This window comes from Thiogranum longum, from assembly GCF_004339085.1.
Lineage (GTDB): Bacteria > Pseudomonadota > Gammaproteobacteria > DSM-19610 > DSM-19610 > Thiogranum > Thiogranum longum.
In genome coordinates this window covers 2,542,073-2,558,101 of record NZ_SMFX01000001.1, presented here as the reverse complement: position 1 = coordinate 2,558,101, position 16,029 = coordinate 2,542,073, and the positions used below count along the sequence as shown (strand labels likewise).

The window sequence follows — 16,029 nt, the reverse complement described above, 5'->3', positions numbered from 1 at the left end:
GCTTCAGCGATCATTCAACCGCAAACAGGTCGCCGCCGCGCTCATCGAGAAGTTCCAGCGCACGGCCACCGCCGCGCGCCACACAGGTCAGCGGATCATCGGCGATGACCACTGGCAGGCCGGTTTCTTCCATTAGCAGGTGATCAAGGTCGCGCAGCAATGCGCCGCCGCCGGTAATAACAATGCCACGTTCGGCAACATCGGCCCCGAGTTCCGGTGGCGTCTGTTCCAATGCCGTCTTGACTGCTCCGACGATGCCGGCCAGCGGTTCCTGCAGGGCTTCCAGGATTTCATTGCTGTTAAGCGTAAAGCTGCGTGGTACACCTTGCGCCAGGTTGCGGCCTTTTACTTCCAGCTCTTTCATTTCAGCACCGGGATAGGCGGAGCCGATTTTTTTCTTTATGTTTTCTGCCGTGGCCTCGCCAATCAGCGTGCCATAATTTCGTCGTACATAATTGACAATGGCTTCATCGAAGCGGTCGCCGCCGATACGTACCGAGGCGGAATACACAATACCGTTCAGGGAAATCACCGCTACTTCCGAGGTGCCGCCACCGATATCCAGCACCATGGAACCGCGCGCCTCATCCACCGGCATGCCGGCGCCAATGGCGGCCGCCATAGGTTCTTCTATCAGGTATACCTCACGTGCACCGGCGCCGGCGGCCGATTCCTTGATAGCACGCCGTTCTACCTGGGTGGAACCGCAGGGCACGCAGATCAGCACCCGCGGACTGGGACGGAAAAAACGCGTTTCGTGCACTTTGTGGATGAAATGCTGGAGCATTTTCTCGGTCACGGTGAAGTCGGCGATGACGCCTTCCTTCAGTGGCCGGATGGCGGTGATATTGCCCGGCGTGCGGCCCAGCATGGCCTTGGCTTCGGCACCCACCGCGGCGATGCTTTTGGGGCCGCCCGGTCCGCGATCCTGGCGAATCGCGACCACCGAGGGCTCATCGAGCACGACGCCCTGCTCGCGCACGTAAATCAGGGTATTGGCTGTCCCCAGATCAATGGAAAGATCGTTGGAGAACATCCCCATCAGACTTCTGAACATTAGGTGCTGAATCCGTAGCTTGGTAAAAGAACGTAATCTAACAACGCATGCCTCAATGGGCAAGCAAATATCGCGCCTGAAAGAAGCTTGCCTGTCCGAAATGTCGACAGCGGGGAACAGGCGCGGCACGCGCCTGCAATCGCATGGGCAAATATGCTACCTTTCGCGTCTTCCCGAAAACGCAGTCGAGACCGGAAACATGTCACTGGACCAGGACACCATACGCCGCATCGCGCACCTCGCGCGGCTGGGCGTGGACGAGGCCGAAAATGCCACCTATGCGCGCAGCCTGTCCGATATTTTTGCCTTTGTCGAGCAGTTGAATGCCGTGGACACCCAGGGTATCGAGCCCATGGCCCACCCGCTGGACGCCACCCAGCGCCTGCGCCCGGACGTGGTAACCGAAGAAAACCAGCGGGACAAGTTCCAGAAAGTCGCGCCGCGTGTCGAATCGGGCCTGTACCTGGTTCCCCGCGTCGTCGAGTAACAGGGCCGTTTATGCATCAGAAAAGTCTTTCCGAACTGGCCGCAGGGCTGCGCGCCGGTGAATTGACCAGTGAAGCGCTGACCCGCCATTTTCTTGACCGTATCGAGCGTTTCGATGGCGAACTGAACAGCGTGGTGACACTGACCGCCGAGCAGGCGCTGCAGGCGGCGCGCGAGGCTGACCAGCGCATTGCCGCCGGCGATGCCGGTCCGCTGACCGGTATTCCGTTCCTGCACAAGGATATCTTCTGCACCGATGGCGTACGCACCAGTTGCGGTTCGCGCATGCTGGATAACTTCGAGGCGCCCTACGATGCCACCGTCAGCGAAAAGCTGAAGCAGGCCGGGGCGGTGATGCTGGGCAAGACCAACATGGACGAGTTCGCCATGGGTTCGTCCAATGAAACCAGTTTTTACGGCCCGGTGAAAAATCCCTGGGACCCTGAACGTGTACCCGGCGGTTCTTCCGGTGGTTCGGCGGCTGCCGTGGCGGCACGCCTGGCACCGTTGGCTACCGGCACCGATACCGGCGGCTCGATCCGTCAGCCGGCGGCCCTGTGTGGCATCACCGGCCTCAAGCCGACCTACGGGCGCGTGTCACGCTACGGCATGATCGCTTTCGCCTCCAGCCTCGACCAGGGCGGACCGTTTGCGGGTTCCGCGGCGGATGCGGCCGTGCTGTTGCAGGCCATGTCCGGATTCGACCCGCGTGACTCCACCAGTATCGACAGGCCGGTGGACGATTACACGGCCGGGCTGGCGCAGGACCTCAACGGCCTGGTCATCGGCCTGCCGAAAGAATTTTTCGATGAAGGCCTGGACGCAGACGTCCGCGCTGCGATCGAAGCCGCCATCGAAGAGTACAAATTACTGGGCGCCACGGTAAAGGACATCAGCCTGCCGAACAGCAGTCTGTCGGTGCCGGCCTACTACGTGGTAGCACCGGCAGAATGTTCCTCCAACCTGTCGCGCATGGACGGTGTGCGCTTCGGCCATCGTTGTGATGATCCGAAAGACCTCGATGACCTGTACACGCGTTCACGCGGAGAAGGTTTCGGTGCGGAGGTGAAGCGCCGTATCATGATCGGTACCTATGCCCTGTCGGCCGGTTACTACGATGCCTATTACCTGAAGGCGCAGCAGGTTCGTCGCCTGATCCGGGATGATTTCGTCAAGGCCTTTGAAGACGTCGATGTCATCATGGGACCGACGGCACCGACAACCGCATTTAAACTTGGCGAGAAGTCCGATGATCCGGTCACCATGTACCTGTCGGATATATACACCATCGCCGTGAACCTGGCCGGTCTGCCGGGCATGTCTGTTCCCGCCGGCCTGGTAAACGGGTTACCGGTCGGTCTGCAGTTGATCGGTAACTATTTTGAAGAAGGCCGCTTGCTGAACGTGGCGCACCGCTACCAGCAGGTCACCGACTGGCACACCCGGCGCCCCGCGGGCTACGAATAAGAGAGAATCCTGAGTATGGAATGGGAAGTCGTCATCGGGCTGGAGATACACACGCAACTGTCGACCGTGAGCAAAATTTTTTCCGGCGCCTCGACTGCCTACGGCGCCGAGCCCAACACGCAGGCCTGCGCGGTGGACCTCGGGCTGCCGGGTGTGTTGCCGGTGCTGAATGAAAAAGTCGTTGAACTGGCCGCGCGTTTTGGTCTTGCCACACACTCCACGGTGGCCAAACGCTCAGTGTTTGCACGCAAGAACTACTTTTACCCCGACTTGCCGAAGGGCTACCAGATCAGCCAGTTCGAGCTACCCATCGTGCACGACGGTTACATCGATATCGACCTGGAAGACGACACCACCCGGCGCATTGGCATTACCCGCGCGCACCTCGAAGAGGATGCCGGCAAGTCCCTGCACGAAGATTTCCAGGGTGAGACCGGTATCGACCTGAACCGCGCCGGCACCCCGTTACTGGAAATTGTGTCCGAGCCGGACATGCGCTCGGCAAAAGAAGCCGTCGCCTACATGAAAAAGATCCATGCGCTGGTGCGTTACCTGGAAATCTGCGACGGCAACATGCAGGAGGGTTCATTCCGCTGCGATGCCAACGTGTCGGTGCGTCCCAAAGGCCAGGAAGCATTCGGAACCCGTGCCGAGATCAAGAACATCAACTCGTTCCGCTTCGTGGAGCGTGCCATCAATTTTGAAGTCGAACGCCAGATCGATGTGATCGAGGGCGGCGGTAAAGTAGTGCAGGAAACCCGCCTGTACGATTCCGATCGCGACGAAACACGTTCCATGCGCAGCAAGGAAGAAGCCAACGACTACCGCTACTTTCCCGACCCGGACCTGTTGCCAGTGATCCTCGACGATGACTTTATCGAATCGGTGCGCAAGACCTTGCCGGAGTTGCCGGATGCCAAACGCGAACGTTTCATCACACAGTACGAACTGTTGCACCGCGACGCCGTGGTGCTGACCGGCAGCCGGGAAATGGCCAGTTACTTTGAACTGGCGGTCGAGGCCTCGGGCGGTGAAGGCCAACTGGCTGCCAACTGGGTGACCGGTGAACTGTCCGGTTTACTGAACCGTGAAGGACTCGATATCGACGCTTCACCGGTCAGCGCCGAACAACTGGGCGGCCTGCTGAAACGCATCAGCGACAACACCATCTCCGGCAAGATCGCCAAGCAGGTATTCGAAGCCATGTGCCAGGGTGAAGGCGATGCCGACACGGTGATCGAAAAGAAAGGCCTCAAACAGATCACCGATACCGGCGCCATTGAAAAAATGGTGCGCGACGTGCTGGACAACAACCCCAAGCAGGTCGAGCAGTACAGGGGCGGGCAGGAAAAACTGCTCGGCTTTTTTGTCGGCCAGGTGATGAAGGCCACACAGGGCAAGGCCAACCCGGGTGAAGTGAACAAGATCCTCAAAAAACTGTTGTCCGGGGATTAGATTCAATCACCCCTGTTTCCGTCATGCCGGCGCAGGCCGGCATCCATTACACGATATGACAAAAACCACCGACACTGACTGCCTGCGCCGCTTCGTCTTCGAAAATACCGACGTGCGGGGCGAACTGGTCTGGCTGGATGCCAGCTGGCGCGCCGTGCTGGAACGCCAGCCCTGTCCCGAGCCCGTACGTGACCTGCTGGGGCAGGCGATGGCCGCCGCGGTCCTGCTGTCGGCCACCATCAAGTTCGACGGCTACCTCCAGTTACAACTGCAGGGCAACGGCCCGATCAGCCTGCTGGTCATCGAGGCAACGGCCGCACGCACCATGCGAGGCATCGTGCACTGGGATGGCGATGTCGAGGGCATGGACTTTTCAGCGCTGACCCGTGAAGCGCGCCTGATGATAACGATTGACCCCGGCACCGGCGGTGAACGTTACCAGGGTATGGTGCCGGTGGAAGGTGAAAGCCTGGCGGAAACCCTGGAACACTATTTTGCCCGTTCGGAACAGCTTGCGACACGTCTGTGGCTGGCCGCAGACAATGAACGTGCAGGCGGCATGTTATTGCAGCAGTTGCCGCGCGAGTCTCACAACGAGGAAGACTGGAACCGCGATGTCATGCTGGGTGAAACCCTGACGGACGAAGAGTTACTGGGCTTGTCCGCGCAGGAACTGTTGCACCGCCTCTACCACGAAGAAGATATCCGCCTGTTCGAAAGTGAGCCGGTGAGCTTCCGCTGTTCCTGTTCCAGTGAGCGGATCGAAAGCATGTTGCGCGGGCTGGGTTATGACGAGGTGCGTGACATCCTCGAGGAACAGGGCGGGATTGATGTCACCTGTGAGTTTTGCGCCCAGTCATATTCGTATGATGCCGTCGATGTAGAGCGTTTGTTCGCCGCAGCAGATCAACCGGAAGTGCCGCCGACACGGCACTAGGGCATTTACCGGCGCATCGAAGAGGCCAGGAGCCGAATTACAAGGAAAATCCTGATAAATCCGTCATCCCGGCGCATGCCGGGATCCAGAATTTTACGGTGATGCTTTGCGACCTGAGTGGGTAGATTATTTGCGATTGTAAGGAAGGCTTGATACGCCCGGCTTGTCCGTGCATAGTTGGCGTGGGGAACACGCGAGCTATCCTGAAATAGTTTCCGTGTTTGGGGGAGCCGGAATTGAGTTGAACAAGGAAGGCGAAAAACAAGACTAAAATCGAGTGGTCAAGGATGCCGCATACGATTTCTTCCGAAGCGTCACCGGATACCGGCCTGAGTTGCCTGGTTCTGATTGCGCGTTTTCTTGGGGTAGCCGCTGAGGCCGGGCAGCTCCGGCACCGGTTTGCCCGCGCGGATGCGCAACTGTCGTCTGACGATATCGTTCGCGCCTCCCGTCACCTGGGGTTAAAGGCGCGACAAGTTTCCAGTCGCTGGGAAAAGCTGGAAAAAACCCCGCTTCCCGCCCTGGCGCAGAAAGATGACGGGCAATGGGTCGTGCTGGCCAAAGTAGATGCCGAGCGCGTCCTGGTCCAGGACCCGCTGGAAAAGCGCCCGCTAACACTCCCCCGGGCGTTGTTTGAATCCGCCTGGAACGGTTCGTTGATTCTCGTCACACGCCGCGCCTTGCTGAGCGATGAAAAGACCCTGTTCGGTTTTCGCTGGTTTATCCCGGCGATCCTGAAATACCGAAAACTTTTTTCAGAAGTTCTGATCGCGTCCTTCTTCCTCCAGCTCTTTGCGCTGATTACACCGCTATTTTTCCAGGTGGTTATCGATAAAGTACTGGTACACAAGGGGTTGACCACGCTTGACGTACTGGCGTTCGGCCTGATCGTGGTATCGATTTTTGAAGTCGTCCTCGGCGGTCTGCGTACCTATGTGTTTTCACATACAGCCAATCGCGTGGATGTGGAACTGGGCGCCAGGCTGTATCGCCACCTGATCAGTTTACCCATGAGCTACTTCGGGGCGCGCCGTGTCGGTGATTCTGTCGCGCGCGTCCGCGAACTGGAAAACGTGCGCAATTTTATTACCGGCTCGGCATTGACCCTGGTGATCGATTTGTTCTTCACCTTTGTTTTTCTTGCCGTGATGTATTACTACAGCCCCACGCTCACCTGGGTCGTGCTGGCATCGATCCCTGCATACGTTCTGTTATCGATCTTTGTGACCCCCATCCTTCGCGCCCGTGTGAACGAAAAGTTTAATCGCGGGGCGGAAAACCAGGCCTTCCTGGTGGAATCGGTGAATGGCATGGAGACCTTGAAGTCCATGGCCATCGAACCGCAGATGCAAAACCGCTGGGAAGAACAGCTGGCGGGCTACGTTGGCGCCAGCTTCAAGGCAGCGAACCTGAATAACATCGCGAACCAGGTTGCGGGCCTGATCAACAAGCTGGTCGTGGTGTTGATTCTCTGGATCGGTGCCCGTGCTGTCATCCAGGGTCATCTCAGCGTCGGTCAGCTTATTGCCTTCAACATGCTGGCGGCCCGTGTCAGTGGTCCTGTACTTCGCCTGGTTCAGCTGTGGCAGGATTTCCAGCAAACCGGCGTTTCGGTTCAACGACTGGGTGATATCCTGAATACACCCACCGAGCCGGGCTACGACCAGTCACGCCTGTCGCTACCGAGCATTAAAGGGCGGATTCAGTTCGACCAGGTCAGTTTTCGCTACCGCAGTGACGGCCCGGAAGTCCTGCGAGACGTTTCGCTGGATATCCGCGTGGGTGAAGTCATCGGTGTCGTGGGCCGCTCGGGTTCCGGCAAAAGCACCCTCGCCAAACTGGTTCAGCGCCTGTATGTCCCGGAACGTGGACGTGTACTCATTGATGGTGTAGACATCGCTCAGGTCGATACCGCCTGGTTACGCCGCCGCATCGGTGTGGTGCTGCAGGAAAACGTGTTATTCAACCGCACCGTCAGGGAAAACATCGCGCTGGCCGATCCCGGGTTGCCGATGGAAGCCGTGATCCAGGCAGCACAACTCGCCGGTGCACACGAGTTTATCCTGGAAATGCCGGAAGGTTACGACACTATCGTCGGTGAACACGGCGACAATCTGTCCGGCGGCCAGCGTCAGCGTATTGCGATTGCCCGGGCACTCGTCACCAATCCGCGCATCCTGATCTTCGACGAAGCCACCAGTGCGCTGGACTACGAGTCCGAGCGCATCATTCAGCAGAACATGCAGGCGATCTGCAAGGGGCGCACGGTCATTATTATTGCCCACCGTTTATCGACCGTGCGGGTGGCACATCGCATTATCGTGCTTGAGAAGGGTCAAATCACCGAGCAGGGCACACACGAAGACCTGTTAAAACGCCAGGGCCAGTACGCCAGTCTGCATGCCCTGCAAAGCGGACAGGGTGTTCAAGTGGTGAAGCGGAAGCCCGTATGAGCCACGAACTCGAATTTCTGCCAGCCGCGCTGGAAATCCAGGAAAAGCCGCCTTCACCGGCTGGTCGTGCCATTGCCTGGTCCGTCATGGCATTTTTCTCGATTGCGGTTCTCTGGGCGTTGTTCGGCAAGATCGACATCGTCGCTACCGCGCAGGGCAAGATTATTCCCAGTGGGCGCGTCAAGGTCATCCAGCCGATGGAGATCGGAGTGGTGCGCCGGATTCACGTGCACGAAGGCCGGCGGGTAGAGGCGGGTGACCTGTTGATCGAACTGGACCCTACGTCAACCCAGGCCGACCTGGGTGGTCTGGAAATGGAGCTGGACGATGCACGCCTGGAACACGCCCGATACCGGCAACTGGCTCAGATGACGGATGAAGCAGCGCTGACATTGAACCCGCTAGCGTCGAATCGATCATCCTCCCCAAGCTTGCAGCTTCCACCGGCGCTTTCTCAGGAAGCGAGTGCTGAAGCCATCGCCTTGCAGGAGCAGATGCTCAGAAGCGAATGGTCGGAACACCTGGCGCGTGGGGCAGCCCAGGATAATGCCATTGAGAGCCGCCAAGCAGATCTTGCGGCGACGCGCAATGAAGTTAAGAAGCTCGAAACCACCCTCCCGCTTATCACTCGCCGCACGGAAGCATTGAAAAGCCTGGTCGTCAAACAACTCGGCTCCCAGCAAGTATGGCTCGAACTTGAAGAAGAGCGCGTAGCGCAACAACAGGATCTGGCTTCACAGAAAAACCGCATCAAACAGGTTGAAGCCTCGATCCGCGAAGCGAAGCAACAGCGCCAGGCACTGGAGTCCGAATTTCGGCGCCGGCTGCTCACCCGCCTATCCGAAGCCGAGCGGCGCATTAATCAGTTGGAGAAAGAGCGCGTCAAGGCGGCTCAACGCACTAAATTACAACACATGACTGCCCCGGTGTCCGGCGTCGTACAGCAACTGGCTGTTCATACTATAGGCGGTGTTGTGACACCAGCTCAGGAACTGATGAAAATTGTTCCGGAGAGTGAAAATCTTGAAGTTGAGGCATGGATTCTCAATAAAGACATCGGTTTTGTAGCCGAAGGTCAAATCGCAGAAATCAAAATCGAAACCTTTCCTTTTACTCGATACGGCACCATTGATGCTGAAATTATAGATGTATCCAATGATGCTGTTACAGATGAAGAAAAGGGGCTTGTGTACGCTGGACGTGTACTCATGAAGCAGTCAGTGATTCAGGTTGGAGAAAAGCAGGTAAAACTCACGCCGGGAATGGCGGTGACCGTGGAAGTGAAAACCGGAAAACGCAGGCTGATTGAGTTCATCATGAGCCCCTTGTTGCGATACAAGGAAGAAAGTATGGGTGAGCGATAGTAACGAGATAAGTCATTTGAATAAGTGTTGAGAGTGGGTGAATTGTTTCGATTCAGGGTAATTACTTTCTTATCAAAGTTTTTTGTCTTTATGGCATGCGGCTGACATTTTCCGGAAAATTGGTTTTATAAAAAAGGCAGGTTGATATGGATCTTATAAAAGCATTACTCGGCTTTGTTGTTCTGACCGGTCCACTATGGCTGATTCTTATTCTATTACCTGTTTCCCTCTGGATTGCAGTGAAGGTTGCCAAGCGATTCAAACCTGGCGGCGTTAGGTTTGTGGGTGGTTTGGGGGTCTTCCTATTAATCTTCTTCATCCCCTTCGCCGATGAAATCGCTGGCAGTATTTACTTTAACTATCTCTGTTCCACCGAGGCCGGAATAAAAGTGTACCGGACGGTTGAGTTGCCGGCGGAATATTGGGATAAGCAAGGAGGGTCAAAGTTGTTTAATAAAAATGGCTACCTTAACCATGATTTCTGGGTTAAAGAACTAGATGAATCTGGCGGCAAAGTAGAACGCTACTCATCGATTTTTGCTATTGATAAAGATACTTCTCCCGTAAAGGAAAGAATCAGCCAAAATGTGTTGGCAGAAGTCACTACTTTTCGTTATTGGGGTGGCTGGATAAGGCGGAATCTTAGCCCAAACAACGTAGCAGACTCGTGTAAGTTTATTAATGATAAAAATTTTAGCCGTGATCTTTACGGCAAACTATTAAAATCTGAAACGTCTTCTGACTAAGGAGTGGTCATGGCAACAATCACAGACTATTTTGAACAAGCAGAACTGTCCGTTGCGGCATATGCGCTAGGCCTAACGTCGGGTATTTCTGGTACAGCTTACACAGATAAACTTGAAGCTGCTGGTATGTCTAAAACACAAGCCAATACCTTCGCAACAACCTACACCGTCATCGACCAAATCACTGACCCATCTGGATTCTCAGCAACGATATTCGATAAGGGAGGCACCAAGTATTTTGCCATTAGAGGCACTGAAGATCTGTTCAGTTTTTCGGGTGCGAACGACTGGTTGACCAACGTAGGCGATGTGGGGGCTGATGGTATTGCGATCTCCCAAGGCATTGCGCTGTTCAATTATTTGCAGCGGCTAGAGGGCGCCGCCGGTAATCCAGTAGTCCAATATACCTATGATCCAGATTTCCAAACTGTAAGCACCACCACAGGAATTGCCACTGGCTTACTGACAGGGCAATCTGTGAGCGTTGCCGGCCATTCACTGGGTGGACAGTTGGCAATGATGATGAGCCGGCTGGCGCCTGGCATGGTCAATAGTGTATATACCTATAACGCCCCTGGGTTTGACGTACTCGGCACAGGTCTCACCAGCGAGGGTTTTTTCAGTCTACTGAGCAATGCGCCCATCGGCCCGATCACTGGGCCGATTGGCAGTAGCTGGAACGGTTCCATCATGTCCCATCTCGACGTCCCGGGTGATGTGGTGAGTGGTATTGGATTTGTGCCAGGTCCTCAACAAAACTTTTTAACGCTTTTTTCGGAGAAGGCTAATCAGGGTGTCATCGATGCTCACAGTAAGGACGAACTGACCGACGCCCTGGCCGTCTACGACTTCCTCGGCAGTCTGGACTCAACCCTCACCCTGGCCGAAATCACCCCCACCCTGAAGTTCGGTTCCAACCAGGCCAACAAAAGCCTGGAAGCGATTGTCAACGCAGTGGGCGACCTGTTTGGTGCCGGTGCGGAGGTGGCTGTTGATAACCGCGATGCACTTTACACCCGCATCCAGGCCATCCAGCAGACGATATACGTCGATCCCAAAGCAGCCACCCCGGCACTCAAGCCCGAGTACCAGGGCCTGCGTGTTGTTACCTTCGATACAGTGTCCGATGCCTCCAGCCAGGATACTGCGGAAGGCCTGGCCTACCGCTATGCCCTGGATAACCTCAATCCCTTCGCCATCGTGGGTACGGCTGATCTGTATGCGAGTTTTAACGCCAGTGGCGAGCTGAACGCCGACCAGTTCACCGACACCTGGCTGGCAGACCGTTCGGCCTTCCTGAGCCTGAAGAATCGCCTGTATGCGAAGGATGAAACGATTCTGCAACGTGCGAGTGATCGTTACTTCGAAGATGTGGGAGAAGGGCTTGTCCTGAAAAGCAACACTAGCCGCAGCAATCCTGCCCGGCGCTTCCTGTTCGGTAGTGATGCCGGGGATACCCTGTCGGGCGGTGTGGTGGAAGACAGTCTGTATGGCAATGGCGGTAACGATACGTTAACGGGGGGGAAGGGTAACGATTACCTGGAAGGTGGGAAGGGTGACGATACCTATGTCATTAACGCCGGCGACGGTGTGGATACGATCTTTGATGCCGATGGAGTTGGCAGGATTCAGTTTGATGGCCAGACCCTGGCGGGTGGTGAACAGTTAACCACCAATGGGAATGTTTACCGTGATGATAATGGTATCACCTATACCCTGGTGGCTGATGAGCTGTCTATTGCCGGCCTGGACGGTGGTCTTGTAATCCGGAAATTTACCGACGGGGATCTGGGTATCCAGCTGACGCCGTTACAGGGACCGCCGCTTTCCCCGCTTATCGTCGGTACACCCGATGATGATCGGAAGGTGGTCGCGGGCGAGGTCGTAGATAAAGAGATCCTGGGCACGGTTGGAAACGACCTGATCGATGGACTGGGCGGTGATGATGATATCCGTGGCGATGCCGGTGACGATATCCTGTGGGGGAGTGCCGGCGAAGATTATATCCAGGCCGGTAGTGGTGTGGATGCGGTTTTCGGTGGAGACGGGCGCGATGTATTGCTCGGGGAAACCGGTAACGACAGCCTGTCCGGTGACGGTTCCGGGGATCTGCTGGTTGGTGGCAGCGGTGATGATTCACTGGATGGTGGGCTGGGCAGCGACATTTTAACGGGCAACGCAGGCAGCGATGTGTTGTCAGGCGGTGACGGGAATGATTTTCTTGTCGGGGATTCGGTTGTCACACTTGCAACAACATCATTTACCGCAGATCCCAGGAGCTGGACACTGAATTTTGACTATGACGGCGATTATCCGGTGTTTGCAAGCACCGTTACGCCATGGATGACAATCGATTTCACGCCCGAAGGGGAGAATGACATCCTCAATGGCGGTGCAGGCGACGACATTCTGGCGGGTGACGGTGGCGACGATATTTTGCTGGGCGGTGCGGACAATGACGGCCTGTTTGGTCAGGCAGGAAATGACTATCTGAATGGTGGTGACGGAAACGACGATTTGACCGGTGACATTATGGAGGGATTTTCCGGATACAATTTGCCGGAAAATCTGGACGGGAGTGACGAGCTGGTCGGTGGTGCAGGCAATGACCGCTTGCGCGGCGGGTACGGTGACGACACGCTTTATGGCGGTACAGGTAACGATATTATCGCCGGCGACTGGGGTGAAGGTAACGAGACCCCGGATGATGGCGACGATAACTTGTATGGCGGTGAAGGGAACGATCAATTACAGGGCGGTGGCGGCTTTGACTTGCTGGAAGGTGGGGCGGGTACCGATATTCTGTTTGGCGGTCTGGACGAGGATCTCCTGTTTGGTGGTTCGGGTGATGATGAACTTCAGGGAGGCAAGGGTGATGACCTGCTAGAGGGTGGGGCGGGCGCTGATACGCTATACGGTAACGAAGGTGCAGATACCCTGGAGGGTGGTGCCGGTAACGATACGTTGTTTATCGATGATGAAGATACCGTTGTCTTCAATGCCGGTGATGGTCGTGACCAGGTGGCAGAGTCAGTCGGTGGTGAAATACAGTTTGAGACGGCAGAATCTTCCGATCTGAAAATTTCCCAGAGTGAGGGTGCTGATGGATGGCAATATCTGGGCTTGTCCTATACCGACTCTGACAGTATTTCTTTCCAGGGGGGATTTCTGGCGGGTTCCCGTAGCTACCGCATCGGTGGTCAATTACTTGACCAGGCTGCATTGATGCGGCTGGCGCCAGGTGTCAATCTGCGTGGCACGATTGGCGGTGACACCATTTATGGCAGCGATCAGGCTGATACGTTATCAGGTTTCAATACGGGCAGTGCGTCCAGTGATGGGGGTGATCGGTTGTTTGGGCAAGGCGGCAATGACGTGATCGACGGTGGGGCCGGTGATGATCGCGTGGATGCCGGTACAGGTGACGATACGGTTATTGGCGGCACAGGTAACGACAGCCTGTTCGGCGGAGCCGGCGATGATGCCTACCAGGTGTCCCTCGGCGATGGTAATGATGCTGTTATCGATACATCGGGGCGCGATGCACTTGTGTTCGGCCCCGGCATCACAGCGGCCAGTTTGCAGCTCTCCCAGTTCCAGGGTGATGACGGCAGTTATTACCTGAAAATCGCCTATGGTGCGCAAGGCACGGACAGTGTCGTGATCAAGGACGGTCTGACAGGTGTCGTTGACGAATACCGTTTTGATGACGGAACAGTCTTGTCGCACACAGACCTGATCGGTACGGCGCCGTTACCGCTACAGGTCGATGGCACGCTCGGTAATGACAGTATTTTCGGGACTTCCGGTAATGACAGCATCAATGGGCTGTCAGGCGATGATACCTTGTCAGGTGCCGAGGGTGATGACACGCTGTTTGGTGGCGCTGACGCGGATATCCTTGATGGTGGTATCGGCAATGATACGCTGGATGGCGGTACGGGTAATGACACCCTGATTGGCGGCGAGGGCGAGGATACCTACGTACTGCGTTGGGGTATGGGGTTTGATCAGGTTATCGAAACCGCCAGCGGCACCAGCCGGCTGTCGCTGGGCAACGGTATCGGTTTGCAGGATCTGGCCGTCTGGCGCGAGGGCGATGACCTGCTGGTCAGGCTCAATGGCTCGGCACAGGGATTGCGCATCGAAGATTATGCGCTCGGCAGCCAGAGCTGGCAGGTGGGAACCGCGCAGGGCGAAAGTGCGTTGCTTTCAAGCCTGGAAACAGCAGCCCCGACGACGGCGACCGTTGACGCGGCCTTCCAGAGCTACCGTGACACGGTGCAGTCTTTGTTTTATACCACGTTAGGTGAGCAAGGTTACCAGGTGGCCGCGGATGGCAGCCTGCTGCGAACGGTAACCAATAACGGGTTCAATACAGTAACGACCAACTTCTTTCGGGATACCTATGCTGTCGCGCAGCAGGTATCGGATGCCCCGCTCATTGCCAGAGCATCCGACGATTTTCAGCGGACTATCACGCTGATCACGGATGGCACGGTCCAGCGTGCGCAATTTAACAGTCAGCCGGGTTCGATCTCGCTGGCGCAGTTGGGAGATGGCACTTTTTACCCGACGGGTGGCGCGGCAGGTGTTCAGGTGCCTTTGGGCGCTACGCTGGTTGAAGTATTGTCCGATGACACTAGCGGTGGGGCTGGTCTGAACCTGGGATCTGGTGGTACCCCGGAGCGTCTCGGTACCTGGGTGTACGAATCAGGCGGCGCCGGGACAGGCAGCAGCCTTGGTATCGACTTCGCGCCAGTAGCACAGCGCCAGTACCAGGTAAATCTGGATCTGGTTCTCGAAGAGATCGTCGCCGGTAATTCAGATAACCGCATTGATACCTGGGGGTATTCCGTTGTGGATGCTGGTGGTGGTAATGATATTGTCACCGTGAGTTCGAGCAGCGGGTGGAGCAACTTCTCGGCGCTGGACCCACTCCGTTTTGACGGTCCGCCGGATCCGCGTGATGTTGGTGCATTTCTGTACGGAAACAGCGGGGATGATGTCTTGCTGGGTAGTGAGGCCAACGACGTGATTAGTGGTGGTGTGGGTATCAACTACCTGGATGGTCGACGTGGTGCTGATACCTATATGATTCTGGCTGGCCAGCCGGGTGCCGATATTATTGCGGACTCGGGGGTACTGGAAATCGACCGGGAAATTCCGGAAGTGACGCGCTACACCAGCTGGTATTACCAGTCGCTGGGGCTTGACGACTGGGAAACACGGCTGTTTCAAGGTGACACGCTGCCCTCGTTGCCGCCGAATATTCCCAGAAATGATTATGTCGCTCTTCAGCCTCTCTATGATGCAGGTGTTATAGAGAAGGATACGGTTGAGTTCGGAGCAGGTGTCGCGCTCCCGGATATTTCGGTGTCCTTTGGTGAAATCGTGCCGGCGAACGAGCAGGTCGATGACCTCCTTCAGCAATGGCCCGAAGAAACTCTTGTCAATACGACCCTGGATATTACGCTGCCGGGTGGTGGGACCGTGCGCGTGGTGATTCCCAATGCGTTGGATGTCCCGCGTGGTGGTGGTCGGGGTGAAGGCGGTGAAGGTGGAATCAGTGGAAGCGGTAATCCGGATCGGGATTATCTGAGTTCCGTGTCAGATAACCTGGGTGTTGGCATAGAGCAATTCCGTTTTGCGGACGGCACAGTGCTTACCATGCCGGAGATGATGGCGTTAGTTGGCCGTGGTGAAACCATCACAGGGACATCGGCATACGACACACTGGCAGGCTCGGGGGGGAATGATGTCATTGATGGTTTGGCCGGTAATGATACGATCAGTGGTAACGGTGGAAACGACACCATTATTGGTGGTACGGGCCGAGATACACTCAACGGCGGCGACGGTAATGATACCTTCCGGATTGATGGCACAGATTCGGCCTACGACACGTTCAATGGCGATGCTGGCTTGGATACTATCCTCGGTGGTGACGGGGACGACACCATCCGCCTGCGCCGTTTCGATGCGAGCAACAGTGTGGAAACCATCGATGGCGGTTTAGGCGCGAATATAATTGCCGGCACCAGCGGTTATGACACTATTGATC

9 protein-coding genes are annotated in these 16,029 nt (G+C 56.3%); 8 read left to right on the top strand and 1 reads right to left on the bottom strand.

The annotated features are described in order from the left end of the window. Positions 1-10: 10 nt before the first annotated feature. Positions 11-1,057, bottom strand: a complete 1,047-nt coding sequence (locus DFR30_RS12450; protein WP_132973715.1) for a rod shape-determining protein — start codon at positions 1,055-1,057, stop codon at positions 11-13. Positions 1,058-1,256: 199 nt separating this feature from the next. Between DFR30_RS12450 and gatC the strand changes: the two genes are divergently transcribed. The 8 genes from gatC to DFR30_RS14700 form a co-directional block, all read left to right on the top strand. Beyond that, positions 1,257-1,544, top strand: a complete 288-nt coding sequence (gene gatC, locus DFR30_RS12445; RefSeq protein WP_132974478.1) for an Asp-tRNA(Asn)/Glu-tRNA(Gln) amidotransferase subunit GatC — start codon at positions 1,257-1,259, stop codon at positions 1,542-1,544. 11 nt (positions 1,545-1,555) lie between these two features. Continuing rightward, the gene (gene gatA, locus DFR30_RS12440) at positions 1,556-3,010 is read left to right on the top strand and encodes an Asp-tRNA(Asn)/Glu-tRNA(Gln) amidotransferase subunit GatA (RefSeq protein WP_132973713.1); all 1,455 of its coding nucleotides are present in this window, start codon (positions 1,556-1,558) and stop codon (positions 3,008-3,010) included. Positions 3,011-3,025: 15 nt separating this feature from the next. Further along, a complete protein-coding gene (gatB, locus tag DFR30_RS12435; RefSeq protein WP_132973711.1) occupies positions 3,026-4,465 on the top strand; it encodes an Asp-tRNA(Asn)/Glu-tRNA(Gln) amidotransferase subunit GatB in 1,440 nt (479 codons plus the stop codon). Positions 4,466-4,520: 55 nt separating this feature from the next. Continuing rightward, positions 4,521-5,402 (top strand): Hsp33 family molecular chaperone HslO, encoded by an 882-nt coding sequence (gene hslO, locus DFR30_RS12430; RefSeq protein WP_132973709.1) that lies wholly within the window; start codon positions 4,521-4,523, stop codon positions 5,400-5,402. Positions 5,403-5,689: 287 nt separating this feature from the next. Then, positions 5,690-7,855: a type I secretion system permease/ATPase gene (locus DFR30_RS12425; protein ID WP_132973707.1), complete on the top strand. Its 2,166-nt coding sequence runs from the start codon at positions 5,690-5,692 to the stop codon at positions 7,853-7,855. Further along, on the top strand, positions 7,852-9,219 hold the full coding sequence (locus DFR30_RS12420; protein ID WP_132973705.1) for an HlyD family type I secretion periplasmic adaptor subunit: 1,368 nt from the start codon (positions 7,852-7,854) through the stop codon (positions 9,217-9,219). The genes DFR30_RS12425 and DFR30_RS12420 overlap by 4 nt, the downstream gene beginning before the upstream one ends. 146 nt (positions 9,220-9,365) lie before the next feature. After that, complete coding sequence (locus DFR30_RS12415; protein ID WP_132973703.1) at positions 9,366-9,965, top strand: hypothetical protein; 600 nt, start codon at positions 9,366-9,368, stop codon at positions 9,963-9,965. A 477-nt stretch (positions 9,966-10,442) separates the two neighbouring features. Further along, positions 10,443-16,029: calcium-binding protein (locus tag DFR30_RS14700; RefSeq protein WP_165869204.1), on the top strand; the 5,587-nt coding region annotated here is incomplete at its 3' end.

What these genes read in the sequence shown, in the direction of transcription:
- hslO (WP_132973709.1), top strand. Translation starts at nt 4,521, where the DNA reads ATGACAAAAACCACCGACACTGACTGCCTGCGCCGCTTCGTCTTCGAA.
- DFR30_RS12420 (WP_132973705.1), top strand. Translation starts at nt 7,852, where the DNA reads ATGAGCCACGAACTCGAATTTCTGCCAGCCGCGCTGGAAATCCAGGAA.
- DFR30_RS12450 (WP_132973715.1), bottom strand. Translation starts at nt 1,057, where the DNA reads ATGTTCAGAAGTCTGATGGGGATGTTCTCCAACGATCTTTCCATTGAT.
- gatC (WP_132974478.1), top strand. Translation starts at nt 1,257, where the DNA reads ATGTCACTGGACCAGGACACCATACGCCGCATCGCGCACCTCGCGCGG.
- DFR30_RS12415 (WP_132973703.1), top strand. Translation starts at nt 9,366, where the DNA reads ATGGATCTTATAAAAGCATTACTCGGCTTTGTTGTTCTGACCGGTCCA.
- DFR30_RS12425 (WP_132973707.1), top strand. Translation starts at nt 5,690, where the DNA reads ATGCCGCATACGATTTCTTCCGAAGCGTCACCGGATACCGGCCTGAGT.
- gatA (WP_132973713.1), top strand. Translation starts at nt 1,556, where the DNA reads ATGCATCAGAAAAGTCTTTCCGAACTGGCCGCAGGGCTGCGCGCCGGT.
- gatB (WP_132973711.1), top strand. Translation starts at nt 3,026, where the DNA reads ATGGAATGGGAAGTCGTCATCGGGCTGGAGATACACACGCAACTGTCG.